At 61.0% G+C, this 17,732-nt stretch carries 21 protein-coding genes; 3 read left to right on the top strand and 18 right to left on the bottom strand.

All coding sequences use genetic code 11. The features are described from left to right. Positions 1–105 precede the first annotated feature (105 nt). Together WNE31_RS04270 and phaR are read left to right on the top strand one after the other, a co-directional pair. On the top strand, positions 106–549 hold the full coding sequence (locus WNE31_RS04270) for a phasin family protein (RefSeq protein WP_349978464.1): 444 nt from the start codon (positions 106–108) through the stop codon (positions 547–549). A 148-nt stretch (positions 550–697) separates the two neighbouring features. Beyond that, a complete protein-coding gene (gene phaR / locus WNE31_RS04265) occupies positions 698–1,249 on the top strand; it encodes a polyhydroxyalkanoate synthesis repressor PhaR (RefSeq protein ID WP_349978463.1) in 552 nt (183 codons plus the stop codon). 64 nt (positions 1,250–1,313) lie between these two features. On the opposite strand, the gene WNE31_RS04260 is transcribed toward phaR, so the two are convergent. The 5 genes from WNE31_RS04260 to WNE31_RS04240 form a co-directional block, all read right to left on the bottom strand. Further along, positions 1,314–2,528, bottom strand: coding sequence for a DegT/DnrJ/EryC1/StrS family aminotransferase (locus WNE31_RS04260; protein WP_349978462.1), 1,215 nt, complete (start codon positions 2,526–2,528; stop codon positions 1,314–1,316). 154 nt (positions 2,529–2,682) lie between these two features. After that, a complete protein-coding gene (locus WNE31_RS04255) occupies positions 2,683–3,990 on the bottom strand; it encodes an NAD(P)/FAD-dependent oxidoreductase (protein WP_349978461.1) in 1,308 nt (435 codons plus the stop codon). Between the two features lie 90 nt (positions 3,991–4,080). After that, positions 4,081–5,457 (bottom strand): glutamine synthetase family protein, encoded by a 1,377-nt coding sequence (locus tag WNE31_RS04250; RefSeq protein WP_349978460.1) that lies wholly within the window; start codon positions 5,455–5,457, stop codon positions 4,081–4,083. Then, on the bottom strand, positions 5,457–6,137 hold the full coding sequence (locus WNE31_RS04245; RefSeq protein ID WP_349978459.1) for a type 1 glutamine amidotransferase: 681 nt from the start codon (positions 6,135–6,137) through the stop codon (positions 5,457–5,459). The genes WNE31_RS04250 and WNE31_RS04245 overlap by 1 nt, the downstream gene beginning before the upstream one ends. A 132-nt stretch (positions 6,138–6,269) precedes the next feature. Next, positions 6,270–7,586, bottom strand: coding sequence for a glutamine synthetase family protein (locus tag WNE31_RS04240; protein WP_349978458.1), 1,317 nt, complete (start codon positions 7,584–7,586; stop codon positions 6,270–6,272). Between the two features lie 261 nt (positions 7,587–7,847). Between WNE31_RS04240 and WNE31_RS04235 the strand changes: the two genes are divergently transcribed. After that, positions 7,848–8,255, top strand: coding sequence for a hypothetical protein (locus WNE31_RS04235; protein ID WP_349978457.1), 408 nt, complete (start codon positions 7,848–7,850; stop codon positions 8,253–8,255). A 16-nt stretch (positions 8,256–8,271) separates the two neighbouring features. On the opposite strand, the gene WNE31_RS04230 is transcribed toward WNE31_RS04235, so the two are convergent. The 13 genes from WNE31_RS04230 to WNE31_RS04170 all read right to left on the bottom strand — a co-directional run bounded on the left by WNE31_RS04230 (position 8,272) and on the right by WNE31_RS04170 (position 17,646). Next, entirely contained in the window at positions 8,272–9,078 is an 807-nt protein-coding gene (locus WNE31_RS04230; RefSeq protein WP_349978456.1) for an ABC transporter permease, read from the bottom strand. Beyond that, a complete protein-coding gene (locus WNE31_RS04225; RefSeq protein ID WP_349978455.1) occupies positions 9,075–9,959 on the bottom strand; it encodes an ABC transporter permease in 885 nt (294 codons plus the stop codon). The genes WNE31_RS04230 and WNE31_RS04225 overlap by 4 nt, the downstream gene beginning before the upstream one ends. A 56-nt stretch (positions 9,960–10,015) precedes the next feature. Further along, positions 10,016–10,744 carry a transporter substrate-binding domain-containing protein gene (locus tag WNE31_RS04220; RefSeq protein ID WP_349978454.1) on the bottom strand — a complete coding sequence of 243 codons (729 nt, stop codon included), beginning with the start codon at positions 10,742–10,744 and terminating at the stop codon, positions 10,016–10,018. 24 nt (positions 10,745–10,768) lie between these two features. Beyond that, complete coding sequence (locus tag WNE31_RS04215; protein WP_349978453.1) at positions 10,769–11,545, bottom strand: ABC transporter ATP-binding protein; 777 nt, start codon at positions 11,543–11,545, stop codon at positions 10,769–10,771. Positions 11,546–11,713: 168 nt separating this feature from the next. Next, positions 11,714–12,454: a phosphate/phosphite/phosphonate ABC transporter substrate-binding protein gene (locus tag WNE31_RS04210; RefSeq protein ID WP_349978452.1), complete on the bottom strand. Its 741-nt coding sequence runs from the start codon at positions 12,452–12,454 to the stop codon at positions 11,714–11,716. Next, the gene (locus WNE31_RS04205; protein WP_349978451.1) at positions 12,451–12,891 is read right to left on the bottom strand and encodes a tellurite resistance TerB family protein; all 441 of its coding nucleotides are present in this window, start codon (positions 12,889–12,891) and stop codon (positions 12,451–12,453) included. Before WNE31_RS04205 ends, WNE31_RS04210 begins: the two co-directional genes overlap by 4 nt. Before the next feature lie 62 nt (positions 12,892–12,953). Beyond that, positions 12,954–13,376: a tellurite resistance TerB family protein gene (locus tag WNE31_RS04200; RefSeq protein ID WP_349978450.1), complete on the bottom strand. Its 423-nt coding sequence runs from the start codon at positions 13,374–13,376 to the stop codon at positions 12,954–12,956. Further along, on the bottom strand, positions 13,376–13,669 hold the full coding sequence (locus WNE31_RS04195; protein WP_349978449.1) for a DUF1330 domain-containing protein: 294 nt from the start codon (positions 13,667–13,669) through the stop codon (positions 13,376–13,378). Before WNE31_RS04195 ends, WNE31_RS04200 begins: the two co-directional genes overlap by 1 nt. 16 nt (positions 13,670–13,685) lie before the next feature. Then, positions 13,686–14,384 carry a hypothetical protein gene (locus WNE31_RS04190; RefSeq protein ID WP_349978448.1) on the bottom strand — a complete coding sequence of 233 codons (699 nt, stop codon included), beginning with the start codon at positions 14,382–14,384 and terminating at the stop codon, positions 13,686–13,688. Between the two features lie 25 nt (positions 14,385–14,409). Beyond that, positions 14,410–15,072 carry a hypothetical protein gene (locus WNE31_RS04185; protein WP_349978447.1) on the bottom strand — a complete coding sequence of 221 codons (663 nt, stop codon included), beginning with the start codon at positions 15,070–15,072 and terminating at the stop codon, positions 14,410–14,412. 49 nt (positions 15,073–15,121) lie between these two features. Beyond that, positions 15,122–16,765, bottom strand: coding sequence for a CTP synthase (locus WNE31_RS04180; protein WP_349978902.1), 1,644 nt, complete (start codon positions 16,763–16,765; stop codon positions 15,122–15,124). Positions 16,766–16,970: 205 nt separating this feature from the next. Beyond that, a complete protein-coding gene (gene secG / locus WNE31_RS04175) occupies positions 16,971–17,327 on the bottom strand; it encodes a preprotein translocase subunit SecG (protein WP_349978446.1) in 357 nt (118 codons plus the stop codon). 154 nt (positions 17,328–17,481) lie between these two features. After that, positions 17,482–17,646, bottom strand: a complete 165-nt coding sequence (locus WNE31_RS04170) for a hypothetical protein (protein ID WP_349978445.1) — start codon at positions 17,644–17,646, stop codon at positions 17,482–17,484. Between the last annotated feature and the right edge of the window lie 86 nt (positions 17,647–17,732).

Genomic DNA, 17,732 nt, shown 5'->3' with positions numbered 1-17,732 from the left:
GCAGTGCAGCAAAAAATATCTTGAAATGCTGCACTGCAGAAAGCATATTATTCCCAGACGCAGACAGCGGGACACCCCGCAAACATCGCTAAAGGGAACTACAAAATGACTAAGAACCAAGACATGACCGCTATGCTGAAAGACATGATGGGCGCATTCCCCGTTGACACTTCGGCAATGGAAGACGCATTCAAAAACACCGCCACTCTGAACGAGAAACTGGCTGGTGTTGCTCTGGACGCCGCCGAGAAATCGTCGGAGATCTCGTCCAAGTGGACCAAAGACACCCTGGCCAAACTGGCAGAGATGTCGAAAGCCAAAGCCGAGCCGGCCGACTATGCCAAAGCCATGACCGACTTCGCTTCGGCACAGGCTGAAGTTGCTGCCGAGAACATGGCGGCCTTCGCAGAAGTTGCCAAGAAAGTTCAGATGGAAACCGTCGAACTGATGATGGCCGCAGGCAAAGACGCTTCGGAAGAAGCTCAAGCCGCAGTCAAAAAAGCCACCGAAGAGGTGACTGCAGCTGCCAAGAAAGCAACTGCTAAGTAAGAACGCGAAACTACCTGGCACCCATCTCCTCCCTATCAGGTGCCAATCGCGTGGGCGAGCCTCTGGCTCGCCCTTTCTTTTTGTTTCCTTTTCTGCTGCAGTCGCATAAGGTTTTCTGCAGCGCGCATAAGGAATGAGGGAGATACCCGTGGGTGAAGAAAAAAAGCCGCTCCTGATCAAGCGGTATGCCAGCCGCCGGCTCTATAACACCGAAACAAGCGATTACGTGACACTCGACGATATTGCGGGTTTCATTCGCGATGGGCGCGAGGTGCAGATCGTTGATCTCAAGACCGGCGACGACCTGACCCGTCAATACCTGCTTCAGATCATTGCCGAACACGAAAGCCGTGGCGAAAACATGCTGCCGGTGAATGTTTTGAACGATCTTGTGCGCAGTTATACTACCCAGGCCGGCAGTGTCGTGCCGCAATTTCTGCAAGCCTCGTTCGAGATGTTCCGCGAGGGGCAGGAAAAGATGATGGAAAGCATGGGCGGCGGCATGAAGATGCCCGGGCTCGAGGCGATGCAGGCCCAGCAAGAGGCGTTCATGAAAGCCATGACCGGCGGCATGAATCCCTGGACCGCAGGATCGACTTCGCCCCAATCCTCGGATGACTCGGACGAAGAGAGCGAAGACCTTGATGATATCAAGAAACAACTCGCCGAATTGCAAAGCAAGCTGAACAAGATGAAATGAAAAAAGCCCCGGACCTGATCCGGGGCTTTGGTTTTTCGGGCTGTCGGTTTTTAGGGGGCGTCCCTTACGTCCCGTAGGCGCGCAGCGGCCCCATGACATCTTCGGCGGCTCCGGTCAGGGCGTCGGCGATCACGTCCAGCTCGTCCTGTTTCAACCGCGCCGGCAGACGCACGTCACACGCCGCCATCAGCATCTCACGGGTGCGGGGCAGTTCCGGCAGATCCTCGATGAATTGCCAGTTCCAAAAGGCCCGCGCGTTGTCGGTGGATTGGCCGAAGACCTGAACCTTCACGCCACGCGCATTTGCCGCCGCCTGAAAGGCCAGGATCTGGTCATTGTCCATGCCGTCCAGGTTGAACTGGATCGAGTCCGGCGCACGGTCTTCCGGGCCCAGTTTCTCGGGCACGTGCAGCCAGGGCGACCGGTTCAGCAATCCGGCGACATAGTCATGGTTGGCCCGGCCATCGCGTACACGGCGCGGTACCTCGGCCAGTTGCGGGCGGATGATCGCCGCCGACAAGTTGTTGAGACGCAGGTTATAGAGCGGCAACTTGTTCTGCCAGCGGGCAAAGGCGGCCGCCAGATCGCCGGTATTGTCGCCGGCGGGCGCTTTGTGTTTCTGCCAGTTATGCTCGTAGGCACCCGACATGATGACGGCGCGCGCCACAAGGTCGGCGTCATCGGTGATCAGGATGCCGCCTTCGCCCGCATTGACCAGCTTGTAAGACTGGAACGAGAAACAGCCCACACGGCCAATCGTCCCGATCTTCTTGCCATGCCATGTTGTGCCAAGGCTGTGCGCGGCGTCTTCGACCACGGGGATATTGCGCGCGTCGCACAGGGCCATGATCGCATCCATGTCGCTTGTATGGCCGCGCATGTGGCTGATGATCACGGCCTGCACGCTGTCGAGCTTGGCCTCGAAATCGGAGATGTCGATGCGATAGTTTTCGCCCACCTCACACAGGACCGGCACGCAATCGGCATGCACGACCGAGGACGGCACCGCGGCAAAGGTGAAGCCGGGGATCAGAACGCGTGCATCGCGGGGCAGACCCAGCGCCTTGAGCGACAGGAACAGCGCCGCTGAACAGGACGACACGGCCAGCGCGTATTTCGTGCCCATCATCTCGGCGAATTCGGATTCAAGAAGCGACACCGGCGCATCTTCGGGGGCGGTGTAACGGAACAGATCACCCGAGTTCAGCAGGCGGTCCACCTCGGCGCGGGCGCTTTCGGGGATCGGCTCGGCATCATAGACATTCGGCGGCAAGGTCATAGTTTTCACTTTTCTTAATCCATACTGCAGGATATATAAATCAATGTCGTATAGCTTTCCACCCCTTCGCGCCCCTGTGATGTGAATATTCCATGAAAAAAGACCCGCGCGCGACGGGGCGGCGGGTCTGGGTCAGTCAGGGTTTCAGCGGGGCTCAGAAGCCCAGACGGTCCCGCATGGCGAACCATGTCATCGCCAGCACCAAAAGCGGAGAGCGCAATGCGCTGCCCCCCGGGAAAGACGGTGTCGGGACGCGCGCCATCGTGTCGAAACCTTCGCTTTGCCCCGCAATGGCCATGGCTACCAATTGCCCGGCATGGGTCGCAGTGCCAACGCCGTGGCCGGAATAACCCGAGGCGCTGATGATGTTCGGGGCAAGGCGCGCAAAGAAAGGCATCCGTTTCATGGTGATGCCCAGCGTGCCGCCCCAAGTATACTCAAACTCGATGTCCTTCAGCTGCGGATAAATCTCGGCCATGGGTTTGCGCACGGTGGCGTCAATGTCCTTGGGGAACTTGTAGCCATAGCTTTCGCCGCCGCCGAACAGCAGCCGCTTGTCATGGCTGAGCCGGAAATAGTTTATCACGAACTTGGTGTCGGCAATCGCCACGTCCCGACGCAATACCCCGTGCAGTTCCTCATCGCTCAGGGGACGGGTGGCGGCGATGAAATTGTTGATCGGCATCACCCGCGCAGCGACCTTGCGATCCAACCCGCCCAGATAGCCGTTGCAGGCCAGGACCACGTGGTCCGCCACGACCCGGCCACGATCGGTCTGCACCACGGGGCGGGCGCCTTTCTTCATGTTATGCACATGGGTGTTCTCGTAAATCCGCACACCTGCCGCCGCAGCCGCCCGTGCCAACCCCAGCGCATAGGCCAGAGGGTGCAGATGCGCGGCACTCATATCCAGCGATCCGCCGACATATTTCTCCGACGGGCAGATCGCGTGAAACTGGTCGCAGTCCAGCTTTTCAAGATGGGAATAGCCGTATTCGGACCGCAGGTAGTCCGCATAGGCATGCTCTTCGCGCACTTCGCGCTCGGTGAAACAGGCATGCGCGATGCCAGGCTTCAAATGGCAGGGGATCTCGTGTTTTTCGATCAGCCCTTTGGTGACCTGCTTGGCCTCTTCGGCCAAGAGCCACAGCTTGTGGGCATCCTCCTTGCCGACCAGCTTTTCCAGCCCGTCTTGTTCCATCCGCTGGCCCGATCCCAACTGCCCGCCATTGCGTCCCGACGCGCCGAAACCGACGCGATGCGCCTCAAGCAGCACCACGTCATAACCGCGCTCGGCCAGGTGCAGCGCGGTCGAAAGCCCGGTATACCCCGCTCCGATGACGCAGACATCCGCCCTGACCTCGCCCTTCAGGGCAGGGAAGGGCGCCAGCGGCTCGGCTGTGGCCGCATACCAACTGTCGGGATACTGCCCCTTGCGGTCATTCGCATAGAGAAGATCCATCCTGATCCCCCTGTCTTCATCTTGCCAAAAATACTCCCGCCGGAGGCTTCGGGCGCGGCCCCGCGCCCGAATTCCTGCAGGACAGTCCGGTCACACGTTCAGCAGAAGGTGTTCGCGTTCCCAGGGGCTGATCACGCCAAGGAATTCCTCGTATTCCGTGCGTTTCACGATGGAATAGACCCGCGCAAACTCCGGCCCCAGCACCTCGTGCAGTTTCTCGGCCTCGTCAAACAGGTCGAGCGCGCCGCCCAGGATGCGGGGAATGTCTTCGTCACCTTCATAGGCATCGCCCTTGAACTGCGCATCGGGGCGTTCTTTTTCCAAGAGCCCCAGATACCCGCAGGCCAGAGAGGCCGCGATGCCGAGATAGGGGTTGCAATCCATGCCCGCCAGCCGGTTTTCGACGCGCCGGGCCTTGGGCGAGGAAATCGGGATGCGAATACCCGTAGTACGGTTGTCGCGCGCCCATTCCAGATTGATCGGAGCTGCATGGTCGCGCACATACCGGCGATAGCTGTTCACATAGGGCGCCAGCACCGCGATGGCCGAGGGCAGGTGGTTCTGCAGCCCGGCGATAAAGTGGAAGAACGCGTCCGTATCTCCGCCCTGCGGACCCGAGAAAATGTTCTCGCCGGTTTCGATATCAAGGATCGAGTGGTGGATATGCATCGCGCTGCCCGGCTCATCCCCGATCGGTTTTGCCATGAAGGTGGCATAGCAATCGTGGCGCATGGCGGCCTCGCGGATCAGGCGTTTGAAATAGAACACCTGGTCGGCCAGCGTGACCGGATCGCCATGCAGCAGGTTGATCTCAAGTTGCCCGGCGCCGCCTTCCTGCGTGATGCCGTCGATCTCGAACCCCTGCGCCTCGGCAAAGTCATAGATGTCGTCGATCACCGGGCCAAATTCGTCCACGGCGGTCATGGAATAGGCCTGACGTGCGGCGGCGGGGCGGCCCGAGCGACCCATCATCGGCTCGATCGCCTTGGCCGGGTCGATATTGCGCGCCACCAGATAGAATTCCATCTCGGGGGCTACGACAGGTTCCCACCCCTTGGCGCGATAAAGGTCGACCACACGTTTCAACACGTTGCGCGGGCTATAGGGGATCGGCGCGCCGTCGGTGTCATAGGCGTCGTGGATCACCTGAAGCGTCCAGTCGCCCGTCCAGGGCGCGGCGGTGGCGGTGGCCCAGTCGGGTTTCAGCACCATGTCCTTTTCGATGAACCCGTCATCGCCCGCCGCTTCGCCCCAGCCGCCGGTGATGGTCTGATAGAAGATCGAGTCCGGCAGGTGGAAATAGCTTTGTCGCGCGAATTTCTTGGCGGGCACGGCCTTGCCCCGGGCGATGCCCGGCAGGTCGCCGATGATACATTCCACTTCGTCCAACCGTTTGCCGTCGATATATTCCTGCGCGGCCTCCGGCGTGTTGTTCAGCCATTCGGCCTGGGTGTTCGGGTTTCCCATTATGCACGCTCCCGACGGAAGAAATCCGCCATCTGATCTGCAAAAGTTTCGTTGGCCGTATCTTCGGTCAGGGTTTTGGTGGCGGCCTGCAACAGGTCGTCCGGCACCACGCCCTTGCCACGTGTGTTTATCAGCCCGTCAATCATGGGCGCGTCGAATTCGGGGTGGGGCTGGATCGTCAGCACCCGGTCGCCATAAAGCAGCACCGCGTTTTCGCAAAAATCGTTCGAGGCCAGCACGACTGCGCCCTCGGGGCGTTCGACCACCTGATCCTGGTGCCACGCGTTAAAGGCCATCTCGACCCCGCCGAAATCATAGACCTGACGGCCGACGGCCCAGCCGCCGCTGAATTTCTCGACCTTGCCGCCCAGGGCCTGCGCGATGATCTGGTGGCCGAAGCAGACGCCGATCAGGGGCCGCCCCGAGTCCGCAATGGCGCGGATCAGGTCTTCGAGCGGAGGAATCCAGTCATGATCCTCGTAGGCGCCGTGTTTCGAGCCCGTGATAAGCCAGCCCTCTGCGTCATCGACGTCTTGGGGGAATTCATTGTCCACCACGTTATAGACGACGTAGTCGAACCCTTGCCCGTGCAAGAGATCCTTGAACATGTCCGCGTAGTCCCCGAGAAGCGGTTGCAGCTCGTCAGGGGCATGTCCGGTTTGAAGAATACCGATTTTCATGTGTCACCGATTTTTTGATCAAATTAAGCCTAGCGCAGCTTTTCCGGCCCGGCAAGGGGGCCGTTTTGCGGCAGCGGGTTCAAGCGACCTTCCGCGTGTGGCCCTGTCGGGCCGGTCGTCACGCGGAAGGGCTCAGACTCTTTCGAGGTAAAGCTTCCAGTGATCTTCTCGGGCAAGGTCGGCCAGCTTGGCCTGTTCCTGCCGCTTGGTCATGACAAGGTTGCGGATCAGTTCGGCGGGCAGGCAGCGGGCAATGAACGGATCGCTTTCGAACAGGTCGATCGCCGCGCCCCAGTCCGGGGCAAGCTGCGGCAGGTCAAGATCATAGGCGTTGCCGTCAATCGGGGCAGGGGGGGCAAGCTGTTCTTCGATCCCCTCGATCGCCGCGCCAAGGACACAGGCCAGCACGAGATAGGGATTGTTGTCCCCCCCGGCGACGCGGTGTTCGATCCGGCGTGCGACGGGCGGACCGCCCGGAATCCGGATCGCCGCGGTGCGGTTCTCGTAGGCCCAGCAGGCCCCAGTCGGCGCGTGGGCACCGGGCACAAGCCGGTCATAACTGGGCCCGTGCGGGGCGAAGATCAGGGTTGAGGCAGGCATCGCCTGCACGCATCCGGCCACCGCCTGCATCAGGATCTCGGTGCCCTCGGGGCCGCCATTGTCGAACACGTTGTTGCCGCCCCGGTCGAGCACCGAGAAATGCACATGCATCCCGTTGCCTGCGTCTTCGAGATAGGGTTTCGCCATGAATGTGGCGGCCATGCCGTGGCGGCGGGCGATTCCGCGCGCCAGCATCTTGAACAAAACCGCATCATCCGCTGCCCTCAGCGCGGATTGGTGGCGCAGGGTGACTTCGAACTGGCCAAGCCCCGCTTCGTTGATGATGGTCTGCGTAGGCAGCCCCATCGCGACACAGCCTTTGTGCAGCTCGGTAAAGAAATCGTCAAAGGCGTCCAGCTCATCCAGCGACAGGATGTCGGGGCCGAACAACCGGCGTTTCGAGCGCGGGTCGCGGGGCGGGCGCAGATGCTTGCTGCTGTCATCAACCAGTGAGAATTCCATCTCGGTCGCGGCCATCACCGACCAGCCGCGCGCGGCATAGCGTTCCAGCACATTGGCCAGCGCCTGACGCGGGTCGCCAAGGAAAGGCGCGCCGTCTTCGTGCGACATGCTCATTGGGACCAGCGCAGAGGGTGTTTCCAGCCACGGCATCGGCACGGGGCCGCGATCGGTCGGAAACAGGATGCCGTCAGCATCGCCCGTTTCAAACACCAGCGGAGAGTTCTCGATATCCGCGCCCCATATGTCAACGTTCAGAACCGAAAGAGGCATCCGCACCGCCCCTTTGCCCAGCTTGCCGGAATAGGACGCGGGCACGCGTTTGCCGCGCATTTGTCCATTCAGGTCGGCGGCTGCGACACGCAGGGTCGGGAATTGCGACAGTTTCATCTTCGGCTCCAGGTGTTATGCAGGCGGGCAGTCTTGGGTGGCTCAGCGCGCGCCTGCGATGGTCTGAAATCTTTCTAGCGCAGGAGGCAGGGGGATGTCATCAAAATTTGATCAAAAAATTTCCCGAAGCCCAGAATCGGGCATGTGAGCCGTCCTGCCGGACTTCAAGGATGACGTTTTGCACACGTTTTTTTGACTTGCCTGTGCCGATGGCGCGACGCACCGTCGTTGCAACGGTAGTTTTGAGAGAGGACCGTATAAATGACCAAACTGACCAGACGAGTATTCCTCGGCAGCGCCGCCACCGCGGCAGTGCTGCCTGCAGCGGCCTTTGCAGCTTCGGTGCCCGCGCCCGCTTCGGGAATGGGGCTGATTGTGTTCTACCGAGGTGGTGCCGGGGCCGGCATCAACGCGCGCTTCGACATCGCGGATGCGAATGGTAAGATCGTCGCACACATGCAGCAGGGCGCGGTGCAACCGGTTTCGGTGACGCCGGGTACGCATGAATTTTCGGTGCCCGATGCCAATGATACGTCGGGCGAGATCACGGTTGCTGCTGGGCAGACAGTGTTCGTCGAGTGCTATCTCGACGCTGCCACCAACTCGGGCAAGCTGCAATTCCGCATTCAGCCCGAAGCCACGGCCATGAAGCGCATCTCGAAGATGTAAGACACCCGGTCCCGCCTCAACGGATGATGTTGGGGCGGAACCGAACCTTGGTGCGACGTTCGGCGGGCAGATGCCTGTTCAGTCGTTTGTTCACCAACCCGAAAATCCCCACGATAATCAGCGTCAGTACGATGAAATACCCAGCAAGGATCGGGTAGGGGATGAACGGGTTGAACGTCTTGTCCGCAAAATAGCTGGCATAATAGAGCGCGTCGCCCTTTTGCTTCCATGCCGGGAAGCCTGAAAAGAACACCAGCGTCGTGGCATGGAACAGGAAAATCGCCTCATTCGTATAGGCTGGCCAGGCAAGGCGCATCATGGTCGGAAAGACGATCCGGCGAAAGCGGCTCCAGCCGGTCATGCCATAGGCGTCGGCAGCCTCGATATCGCCCTTGGGAATGGACTGAAGCGCGCCATAGAAGATTTCACCGGAATAGGCAGCGGTGTTGAAAAACAGCACCACCAGCGCGCCCAGCCATGCCGCCGTGAAGGGCGAAAAGACGGGCGCAACCTGTTTCAGTGACAGGAACAGGAAGTAGGCAAAGAAAAACTGAATGAACAACGGCGAGCCGCGGAACAGGAAGATGAACCATTCCGCCGGTTTGCGGAAAAACGGGTTCTTCGCGGCCTTGCCCACGGCCAGCGCCGTGGCAAGGAAAAAGCCCGAGATCAATGCCAGCGTGCCGAAATAAATGTTCCACAACATCCCTGACCCGATCAGCGTGAACTGCTGGCAGAGCGTGAAATCCTCTTTCGGCAAAAGGCGCGCACCAATCCCGATAGAGCGCAGGCCGTAATCCGCAATGGTGTCCCAACAGCTCATGCGTTCGCCCTCCGCTGGGCTTCACCGGCGGCGGTGGCCTGTCCGTGGGTCAGGCGTTTCATCAACCGGTCCAGAACCACTTCAGAGACCTTGGTGAAGGCAAGGTAGAACACGAGCAGCGCAAAGAAGTACCACATCCGCCAGTCGCCATGGGGATAGGCCGTGAAGCGCGCGGTTTTCGATCCGCCCAGTTCGCGCGCCCAGTAAACGATGTCCTCGACCCCGAGCAGAAACAGCAGCGGCGTGGCCTTGATCAGCACCATCCACAGGTTCGACAGGCCGGGCAGGGCATAGACCCACATCTGCGGCACCATGATGCGCCAGAACGCCTGCCGGTGGGTCATGCCATAGGCTTCGGCGGTTTCCATCTGGGCGTAGGGCACGGCGCGCATTGCCCCGAACAGCACATTGGCGGCAAACGCGCCGAACACGATCGAAAAGGTGATGACCGCAAGACTGAAGCCATAGACTTCGTGCACCCATTGCGCCGCGGTCGACAGCGGCATCTTGGCATCGGGACAGACAAGGAAATCGTTGCCCTGCCGGATCGGATCGGTCCATTCCGGACACAGCGCCTGATGGCGCAGCCATTCGATGCCCTGGTCCAGCGCAATCACAAAGAACAGGAAAAAAGCGATATCGGGCACACCGCGCACGATGGCGATATACCCTTTGCCGAACCACGCCACCGGCGCGAACCGCGCCCGCGCGGCCATGGCCCCGCCAAACCCGAACAAAAGCGCGGTCGGCGCGGTGATGGCAAGCAACAACAGGACGGTGCCGAAAGAGACATAGAACATCATGTGCTTGCCCGTGGTCAGGTAGCACGAGAGCCATGTCAGCCCTTCAAGTGTCGATGGATCGGAACAGTATGAAAACATGTGCAAAAATGCGGGGCCGGCATGGGGCCGGCCCCGCGTATATCAGGCCGTGCGGCTTAGAAGCCCGGGCCGATTTCCCATTTCATGATCAGCTTGTTGAGCGTGCCGTCTGCCTTCATCGAGGCAATTGCCGCGTCGAACTTGCCGCGCAGTTCATCGTCGCTTTCACGCAGGCCCATGCCAACGCCGCCGCCGAGAAGCTCGGTTTTCTTGAGCATCATCAGGTCGTCGTTTTCCTCGGCGATCGGGCGCAGGTAGGCGTCATCGGCCAGAACCGCGTCAGCTTCGCCACTGCGGACGGCCGCGATGGTTTCGTCGGGGGTTGCGAACTCAACCAGGGTGGCGCCCGATGCCGCGATGAACGCAGCCTGGATGGTGCCGGTCTGGGCCGCGATCACACCGCCTTTGAGATCGGGGTCCGAGCCTTCCAGCGCGATGTAACCCGACGGATCGGGCTGGGTGTAGTTCTGGGTAAAGTCGATGACTTCGTCACGTTCCTTGGTGATCGACATGCCCGCGATGATGGTGTCATAGTTGCCCGACACCAGGTTCGGGATGATCGAGTCCCATTCGTTGGTGACCCACTCGCAGGTCAGACGCGCGCGTTTGCACAGCTCGTCGCCCAGTTCACGCTCGAAACCGTCGATTTCACCAGCGTCATTGATGAAGTTGTACGGAGGGTAGGCGCCTTCGGTGCCCATGCGCACGGTTTTGCCGTGGTCATCGGCCAGAGCAAGGCCCGCGGTCAGCGCGGCGATGGCGGTGCCAAGGATCAGTTTTTTCATGGAGTCACTCCCGTTTGGTTGGATTTAATGCGCTGCGGTGGCGGACAGAAAGCCCCGCAAACGTTCGGTTTTGGGTGCGCCGAACAATGTCGCCGGATCACCTTCTTCTTCGATTTTGCCCTGATGCAGGAACACGACATGATCCGACACGTCATGTGCCATTTTCATGTCATGGGTCACGATCAGCATGGTACGGCCCTCTTCGGCGAGTGCCTTGATGACGCGCACGACTTCCTGTTCCAGCTCGGGGTCAAGCGCCGAGGTCGGTTCGTCGAACAACAGTGCCTCGGGCTCCATGCACAGCGCACGCGCGATGGCGGCGCGTTGCTGCTGGCCACCTGAAAGCTGCGCCGGATAAACGTCGCACTTATCGCCGATCCCCACCTTGTCGAGATATTTGCGGGCTGACTCCTCGACCTCGTGGCGGTCGCGGCCCAGAACGGTGAGGGGCGCTTCCATCACGTTTTGCAGGATCGTCATATGGGACCACAGATTGAACTGCTGGAACACCATCGACAGGTTCGTGCGGATGCGCATCACCTGTTTGGGATCGCCCGGACGACGGTTGTGGCCTTCGCCCTTCCAATGCACGGGTTCGCCCTTGAACAGGATCTCGCCCTGCTGACTGTCTTCCAGAAGGTTGGCGCAGCGCAGGATCGTGGACTTGCCAGACCCCGACGATCCGATCAGCGACACCACGTCGCCACGATGAGCGGTGATGTCGACACCTTTGATGACCTCAAGCGCGCCATAAGCCTTGTGGAGGTTGCGGATTTCGAGAACGGGTGTTGTGTCGGACAAGGGCAGCAGTCACGTTATTGTTGGCGTTATCAGGGGTCTAATAGGGCCGAAAAAATGAGTGAATGCAACTTGCAAAACGGCAGTATGGGCGGGAATTGTGCCGTTTTGTCGGTTCAAATGATCAAATGGTGCGCGAAGCAGCAGGGCTGACGCAAGGGAACGCAACACTTATTGCGGCGGGGGCGGGGTGGGCACCGCAAGATAGGCGCTGGCCGGAATCTGCACCAGTCGTTGCAAACCCAGCGTGGCGCGGTCGCTGGCCGACAGACCTTCGATGGCGCGGCCGAGGGCCTCGCGGATCTCGGCCAGGTTCTGCGTGGGACCTGTGATGTAGGGCAGGGTCGGCGTCGGCGCGGTGCGCGCGACCACCTGAAGCGTCTTGGCAAAGCCGTCATAGCGCCGGATCAACTCCCATGTCAGCGCGTCCAGCGCCGCGAAATCCGCCTGTTTTTCCGCCACAGCGCGGGCCGACAGGTAATGCGCCCCGGTCTGGAGCCGCTTGAGCGGTGCCAGCCCGATTTGAGCCAGATGGGTAATGGGCGCGGCCCAGCCTGATTGCGACAGCGGTTCGTTATAGGCAAAGGTGCCGGTCTTACAAAGCTCGGACAGGGCGGGTTGGGGCACATCGACATGGGCGACAAAGACGCTGAAATAATGCCCTGCCGGACAGTCGGGCAGGCCATAATCGGGCGTACCGATCAGTTGCACCTGTGATTTCAGGCGGGTGCGGTAGGGCATACCGCAGGTTTGGGCAAACAGAAGGTTGGGGGCCTGCCAGATCTCCCAGAAGTCGCGATCACGGGTCAGGTGGGGCGGGCCATAGCCCAGATGCCCCCGAATCGCAGTCCAGAGCCGGTCGTTCGCCGCTGCCGTTTCCGGGCGGTCATACATGCCGAGCATCGCAATCATGGGTGCGTCGCGACCCGTTGCCGTGCCAACGCGCTGTCGCGGTCGTTGATGCCCAAAAGGTTCGAAGCAAGTCGCACGATGGAATCCTCTTCCGCGTCGCGCGTGCCGTCTGCCAGCACCACTTCCCACAGCGCCTCGATCACGCCAATCCGATCCTCATGCGGCACCGCGTCCTTGATGGCGCGGGTAAAGCGCACGGTGTCGGGGGCCGAGGCTTCAATCTCTTCGCCCTCGCGCCGCAGCGCCGTGGCTTCGAACGGGGACAGGCCATAGCGCCCCATCAATACCTTGTCGATCTGCGTGGCCTCGGCAGCGTCGTAGTGGTCGTCGGCCCGCGCGATCCGCACCAGGAGGGCACAAAGCGCCAGCCGCGCGTCTTCGCCTTGCAGGCTGTCCTTGGGAGCTTCGTGCAGTCGTTTAAAAAAGTTTCCGATCATGCGTGTGCGATCTAGGGCAACTGGCCTGAAGCGCAAGCCGCATGCCCGTCTCCTTGATGCTGTCAGACGTCGAGCCAGTCGGCCTTGTCGATCCCCAGCATGGTTTCAATTTCCTTGAGAACGGTGGATTCCGCCTCGGCATGGGCGCCGTCGGCGTCGATCACACGGCCCAAAGCCTGCAACATTTCAAGACGGTGCGGATAGTCCACGGTCTGTCGGATCAACAGCGCGAAATCCGGTGTGCCCGGCGCTTGTGCCTCGAGCTTTTCGCAGGTGGCCCGCATCTTGGCAGCCTCAATCGGCTTCAGCCCATAGGTTTCAGACAGGATGCGGTCGATCTCGCCGATCTCTCCGGCGTCATAATGGGCGTCGGATTTGGCCACCCGCACCAGAAGTGCCCCGAGCGCCAACCGTTCGTCCGGTTCAGGCAGTTTGGCAGGGCCGGGAGTCTTGCCGCGCAGGCGGTTGATGAGGGATTCGAACATCAGCCGTCATATCCTTCGATGATGACCATGTTGTTGACGCTGACGGCTTCGCGGATGGCCTTGGCCGCCTGATAAGCGTCGCTTTCATAACAGGCGACCGCGGCCTCGTAGCTTGGAAACTCGATCACGACGTTGCGCGACCGCGCGGTGCCCTCGGGGTTGATGAACTGCCCGCCCCGGATCAGGAATTTCGCGCCGTACTCGGCAAGGGGCGCGGCGTTGGCCTCGATATATTTCTTGTAGGTCTCAAGGTCGTCGACCTCGACGCTTCCGATCCAGTACCCTTTTGGCATGGCCTGCTCCCTCCCGTTAAAACAGCATGAGATCAATCTGGAAGAGGATATCGTCAATGGCAATCCCCCCCGGGTCGGTATTCGTGATGAGAAGCCCCGCGATGCGCCTGGATTGATCTGCCACTTCAAACCCGTACTCGGTGATACCCTGACCGGGATACAGGGTTTGGACGTCCAGAACATGCCCCATACGGGTCATGAAATACAGGCGGATCTCGCCGCGCGGGGCACTCTGGCCAAGGGGGGCGGCGTAGTCTGTGTGCACGCGGAACCCGACCGCGCGCTGGTCACTGTCGAAAACCACGGCCAAAGACCCTTCGCCACGACCCGACAGCCGGTCGAATCCGTCCTGCCCCAGCGGCAGCACCGCGTTCGATCCGAAACCCCTGTGATAGGCGACCGACAGATTCCGGCGTGGGGCGCCGGGCCGCACGGTCAGGGGGCGGTGGCCGTTTTCCTGCCCCAGCGCATCATGGGGCGCGCCGTTCGGGCCGGGGCGCGCCACGATGGACTGGCCCGCGAACCGTTCCCCGATCCATGCCCCCGTTGTGCGCAAGGGATGGTCAAGGTTGAACCCCGGTTCGGCGCGCTGTGGCAGGGTCTCGAAACTGATCCTGTGACCCAGGGTGTCACGCAAGCCCAGATAGGGCACCGCAACGATCTCGGCGCGCAGGGGCGGGGCCAGCAAGACCAGAAGACAGAACATCAGTCGCATGAGATCAGGCTAACAGTGCCCCGGTCTATTGCAACAGGCCCAGCACCGCGATGCGGTCAAACCTGAGATTGTCGAGCGCGATGCCTTCGGGGTCACGGTTGGTGATCACCAGCCCTGCGATGTCGCGCTGACCGCCGGCGCGCAGGAACCCATAGCTGGCCTCGCCCAAGGGGCCGATCCTGTGGCTGTCCAGCGGGGTGCCGTCGCGGGCCAGAAAAGTCAGCGTGGCAAAGCCCATTTCACCGCCCCGGATATCCAGCGCCACGGCGCCCTGTTCATGGTCGAAAGCCACGGCAATCGCGCCTTCGCCCACCGCATCGGCGCGCGGGTATTGCGTGGGGCCGTGCCCCTGCAGAACCGAAGTGCGCATCAGGCGCAGGATGCCCAGCGTCTCGTTCGGGGCTCCCGCCAGCAGGGTCAGGGGGGCGCGGGCGGGACCGGATACATCGTCAAACCCGTCCATGTTGACGAACACCTGCCCGAGGAACCGTTCGCCAAAACGCACGCCCTCTTGTTCAAGAATGCCCTCGATCTGGCGGCCAATCCCGAACGAGCTTGGCATGTCGTCAAAGGTGATAACGCGCGCAAGGTCCAGATCTTCGGGGGGCACGGCACACACGGGCCGTTGGCAAGCCACCGCGGCGGGGGCCAGTAACAGGATCAGACCAAAAGCAAACAGGCTGCGCATGTCCCGAGGATACCGCAGCCTGCGCAGTTTTCAAAATCAGGGCTTAGGATCACACCAGACGCGAGTTCTCGACGGCTGCGCGGACGAAATCCTTGAACAGCGGATGCGGATCAAAGGGTTTCGATTTCAGTTCCGGGTGGAACTGCACGCCGATGAACCACGGGTGGTCTTTCCACTCTACGATCTCGGGCAGGCGTCCGTCGGGGGACATGCCCGAGAAGGTCAGGCCGCATTTTTCAAGCTGGTCGCGATAGGTGGTGTCCACCTCGTAGCGGTGGCGGTGGCGTTCCTCGATCGCGGTGGCGCCATAGACCTCGGCCACCTTTGATCCGTCACTGAGTACGGCGTCATAGGCGCCCAGACGCATGGTGCCGCCCTTGTCGTCGTCGTGTTTGCGCTGGACCTTGGCGTTGCCCTGCACCCATTCCTTGAGGTGATAGACCACCGGCTCGAACCGTTTTGCGCCGGCCTCGTGGTCGAATTCTTCGGAGCCTGCGGTCTTGATCCCGGCCACGTTGCGCGCGGCCTCGATCACGGCCATCTGCATGCCCAGACAGATCCCGAGATAGGGCACGCCCCGTTCGCGGGCGAACTGGGCCGCCTTGATCTTGCCCTCGGTGCCGCGTTCTCCGAACCCGCCGGGCACGAGGATCGCGTCATAGCCTTCCAGATGCGGTGCGGCATCACCCTTGTCGAACACCTCGGCATCGACCCAGTTCACGTTGACCTTGACGCGGTTGTGCATGCCGCCATGCACCAGCGCCTCTTTGATCGACTTGTAGGCATCTTCCAGCTGCGTGTATTTGCCGACGATGGCGATGTTGACCTCGCCGTCGGTGTTGTGCAGCCGGTCGTTCACGTCCTCCCAGACCGAAAGGTCGGGCTTCGGGGCGGGAGCGATGTCAAAGGCATCGAGCACGGCCTGGTCAAGACCCTGGATGTGATAGGCCAGCGGCGCCTCGTAGATCGACTTGAGGTCATAAGCGGCGACCACATGTTCCTTGCGCACGTTACAGAACAGCGCGATCTTTTCGCGTTCCTTCTCGGGGATCGGTTGTTCCGAGCGGCAGACAAGGATATCCGGCGCGATGCCGATGGATTGCAATTCCTTGACCGAGTGCTGGGTCGGCTTGGTCTTGAGTTCCCCCGACGCGGCCAACCAAGGCAGCAGGGTCAGGTGCATGAAGATACACTGGCCGCGCGGCTTGTCGTGGCTGAACTGGCGGATGGCTTCAAAAAAGGGCAGGCCCTCGATATCGCCGACGGTGCCGCCAATTTCACAGAGCATGAAATCAACTTCGTCATCGCCGATATTGATGAAATCCTTGATCTCGTTGGTGACGTGGGGAACCACCTGAATGGTTTTGCCAAGGTAATCGCCGCGACGCTCTTTTTCCAGAACGTTGGAATAGATGCGACCGGACGAGACCGAGTCGGTCATGCGGGCGGGGACCCCGGTGAACCGTTCGTAATGGCCAAGGTCAAGGTCGGTTTCCGCGCCATCGTCGGTCACGAATACCTCGCCATGTTCAAACGGCGACATGGTACCGGGATCGACGTTGAGATAGGGGTCCAGCTTGCGCAGACGTACCGTATAGCCGCGTGCCTGCAAAAGCGCACCAAGGGCCGCAGACGCAAGACCTTTGCCCAGCGACGACACAACCCCACCTGTAATGAAAATATACCGTGCCATGTGTTTGGCGACCCCCGTGAATTCAGTCATTTTCTGGCGCCCGAACAGACAGAATCTGCCGCAGCATCACGGGACTTAAGTTTAACAGGATTCGCACCAACATTGCAACCGGACCGCAAGATGCTGTTGCGGCCTGCCGGGCGATCTCAAATTGTGGTGTGTTTCGGGGCAGCAGCACCGCCCCGGAAAACCGGTTGTCCGGTGATTAGTCGGCGCGCGGCACCAGCGGCGCGGTGTCATCAGACGACGGCGGCAGCAGGTCCGATCCGGCCGGTGCGTCGGTTTCCACCTCGGAGGCCGGGGCTTCGCCCAAGCGGTCCAGCACCGAGCTGGACGAGGATTTGCGTGCCGCCAGGATCGTCAGGGCGATCGAGGTGCAGATGAACGCGATGGCCAGGATCCACGTGATCTTGCCCAGGGCCGTGGCCGCAGCCCGACCCGAGACGGCACCGCCGCCTCCGCCGCCCATACCCAATCCGCCCCCTTCCGAGCGTTGCAGCAACACGACAGCGATCAGCGCCAGCGCGAGAAGAAGGTGAATGATGAGGACAACGTTTTCCATGAGGACCTGTCAAAGCGTTCGGTTGGTTCAGCGCGCTGTTTATGGAGTTTTGCCGCGCGGGGCAAGCAGCTTTCGGCACGCGGTGTCCGCTTTGATCCAAGAAGCCGGCGGCAGCCCTGTTTTTATGAGGGGAATCTGCCATTGCGGACCGCGCTCAGGCCTTTGGTGACGTGTCCAGATATTCCTTTTGGGTCGGCAGGGCCTTGAGTGGCGGGTCATAGGCAGCATCACGGTATTGCTGTTCCGAGACAGGCAGTTCCCCGTTCTCGAACAGCACGATGACCCAGTTTTCGTCAGTGCGGTACAGTCCTCTGATCATGGCAGGCCCCCTTTTGGCGGTCGATCGGGCAGATGCCTGAGTTTATCACATTTCCGGTCCCGGCGCAGGAATAGGTTTTCAGCGGC

Origin of the sequence: Shimia fortis (assembly GCF_040225985.1) — a bacterium.
GTDB lineage: Bacteria > Pseudomonadota > Alphaproteobacteria > Rhodobacterales > Rhodobacteraceae > Shimia.
Note: the sequence above shows the minus strand (reverse complement) of the source record. Positions and strands in the feature narration are given on the sequence as shown.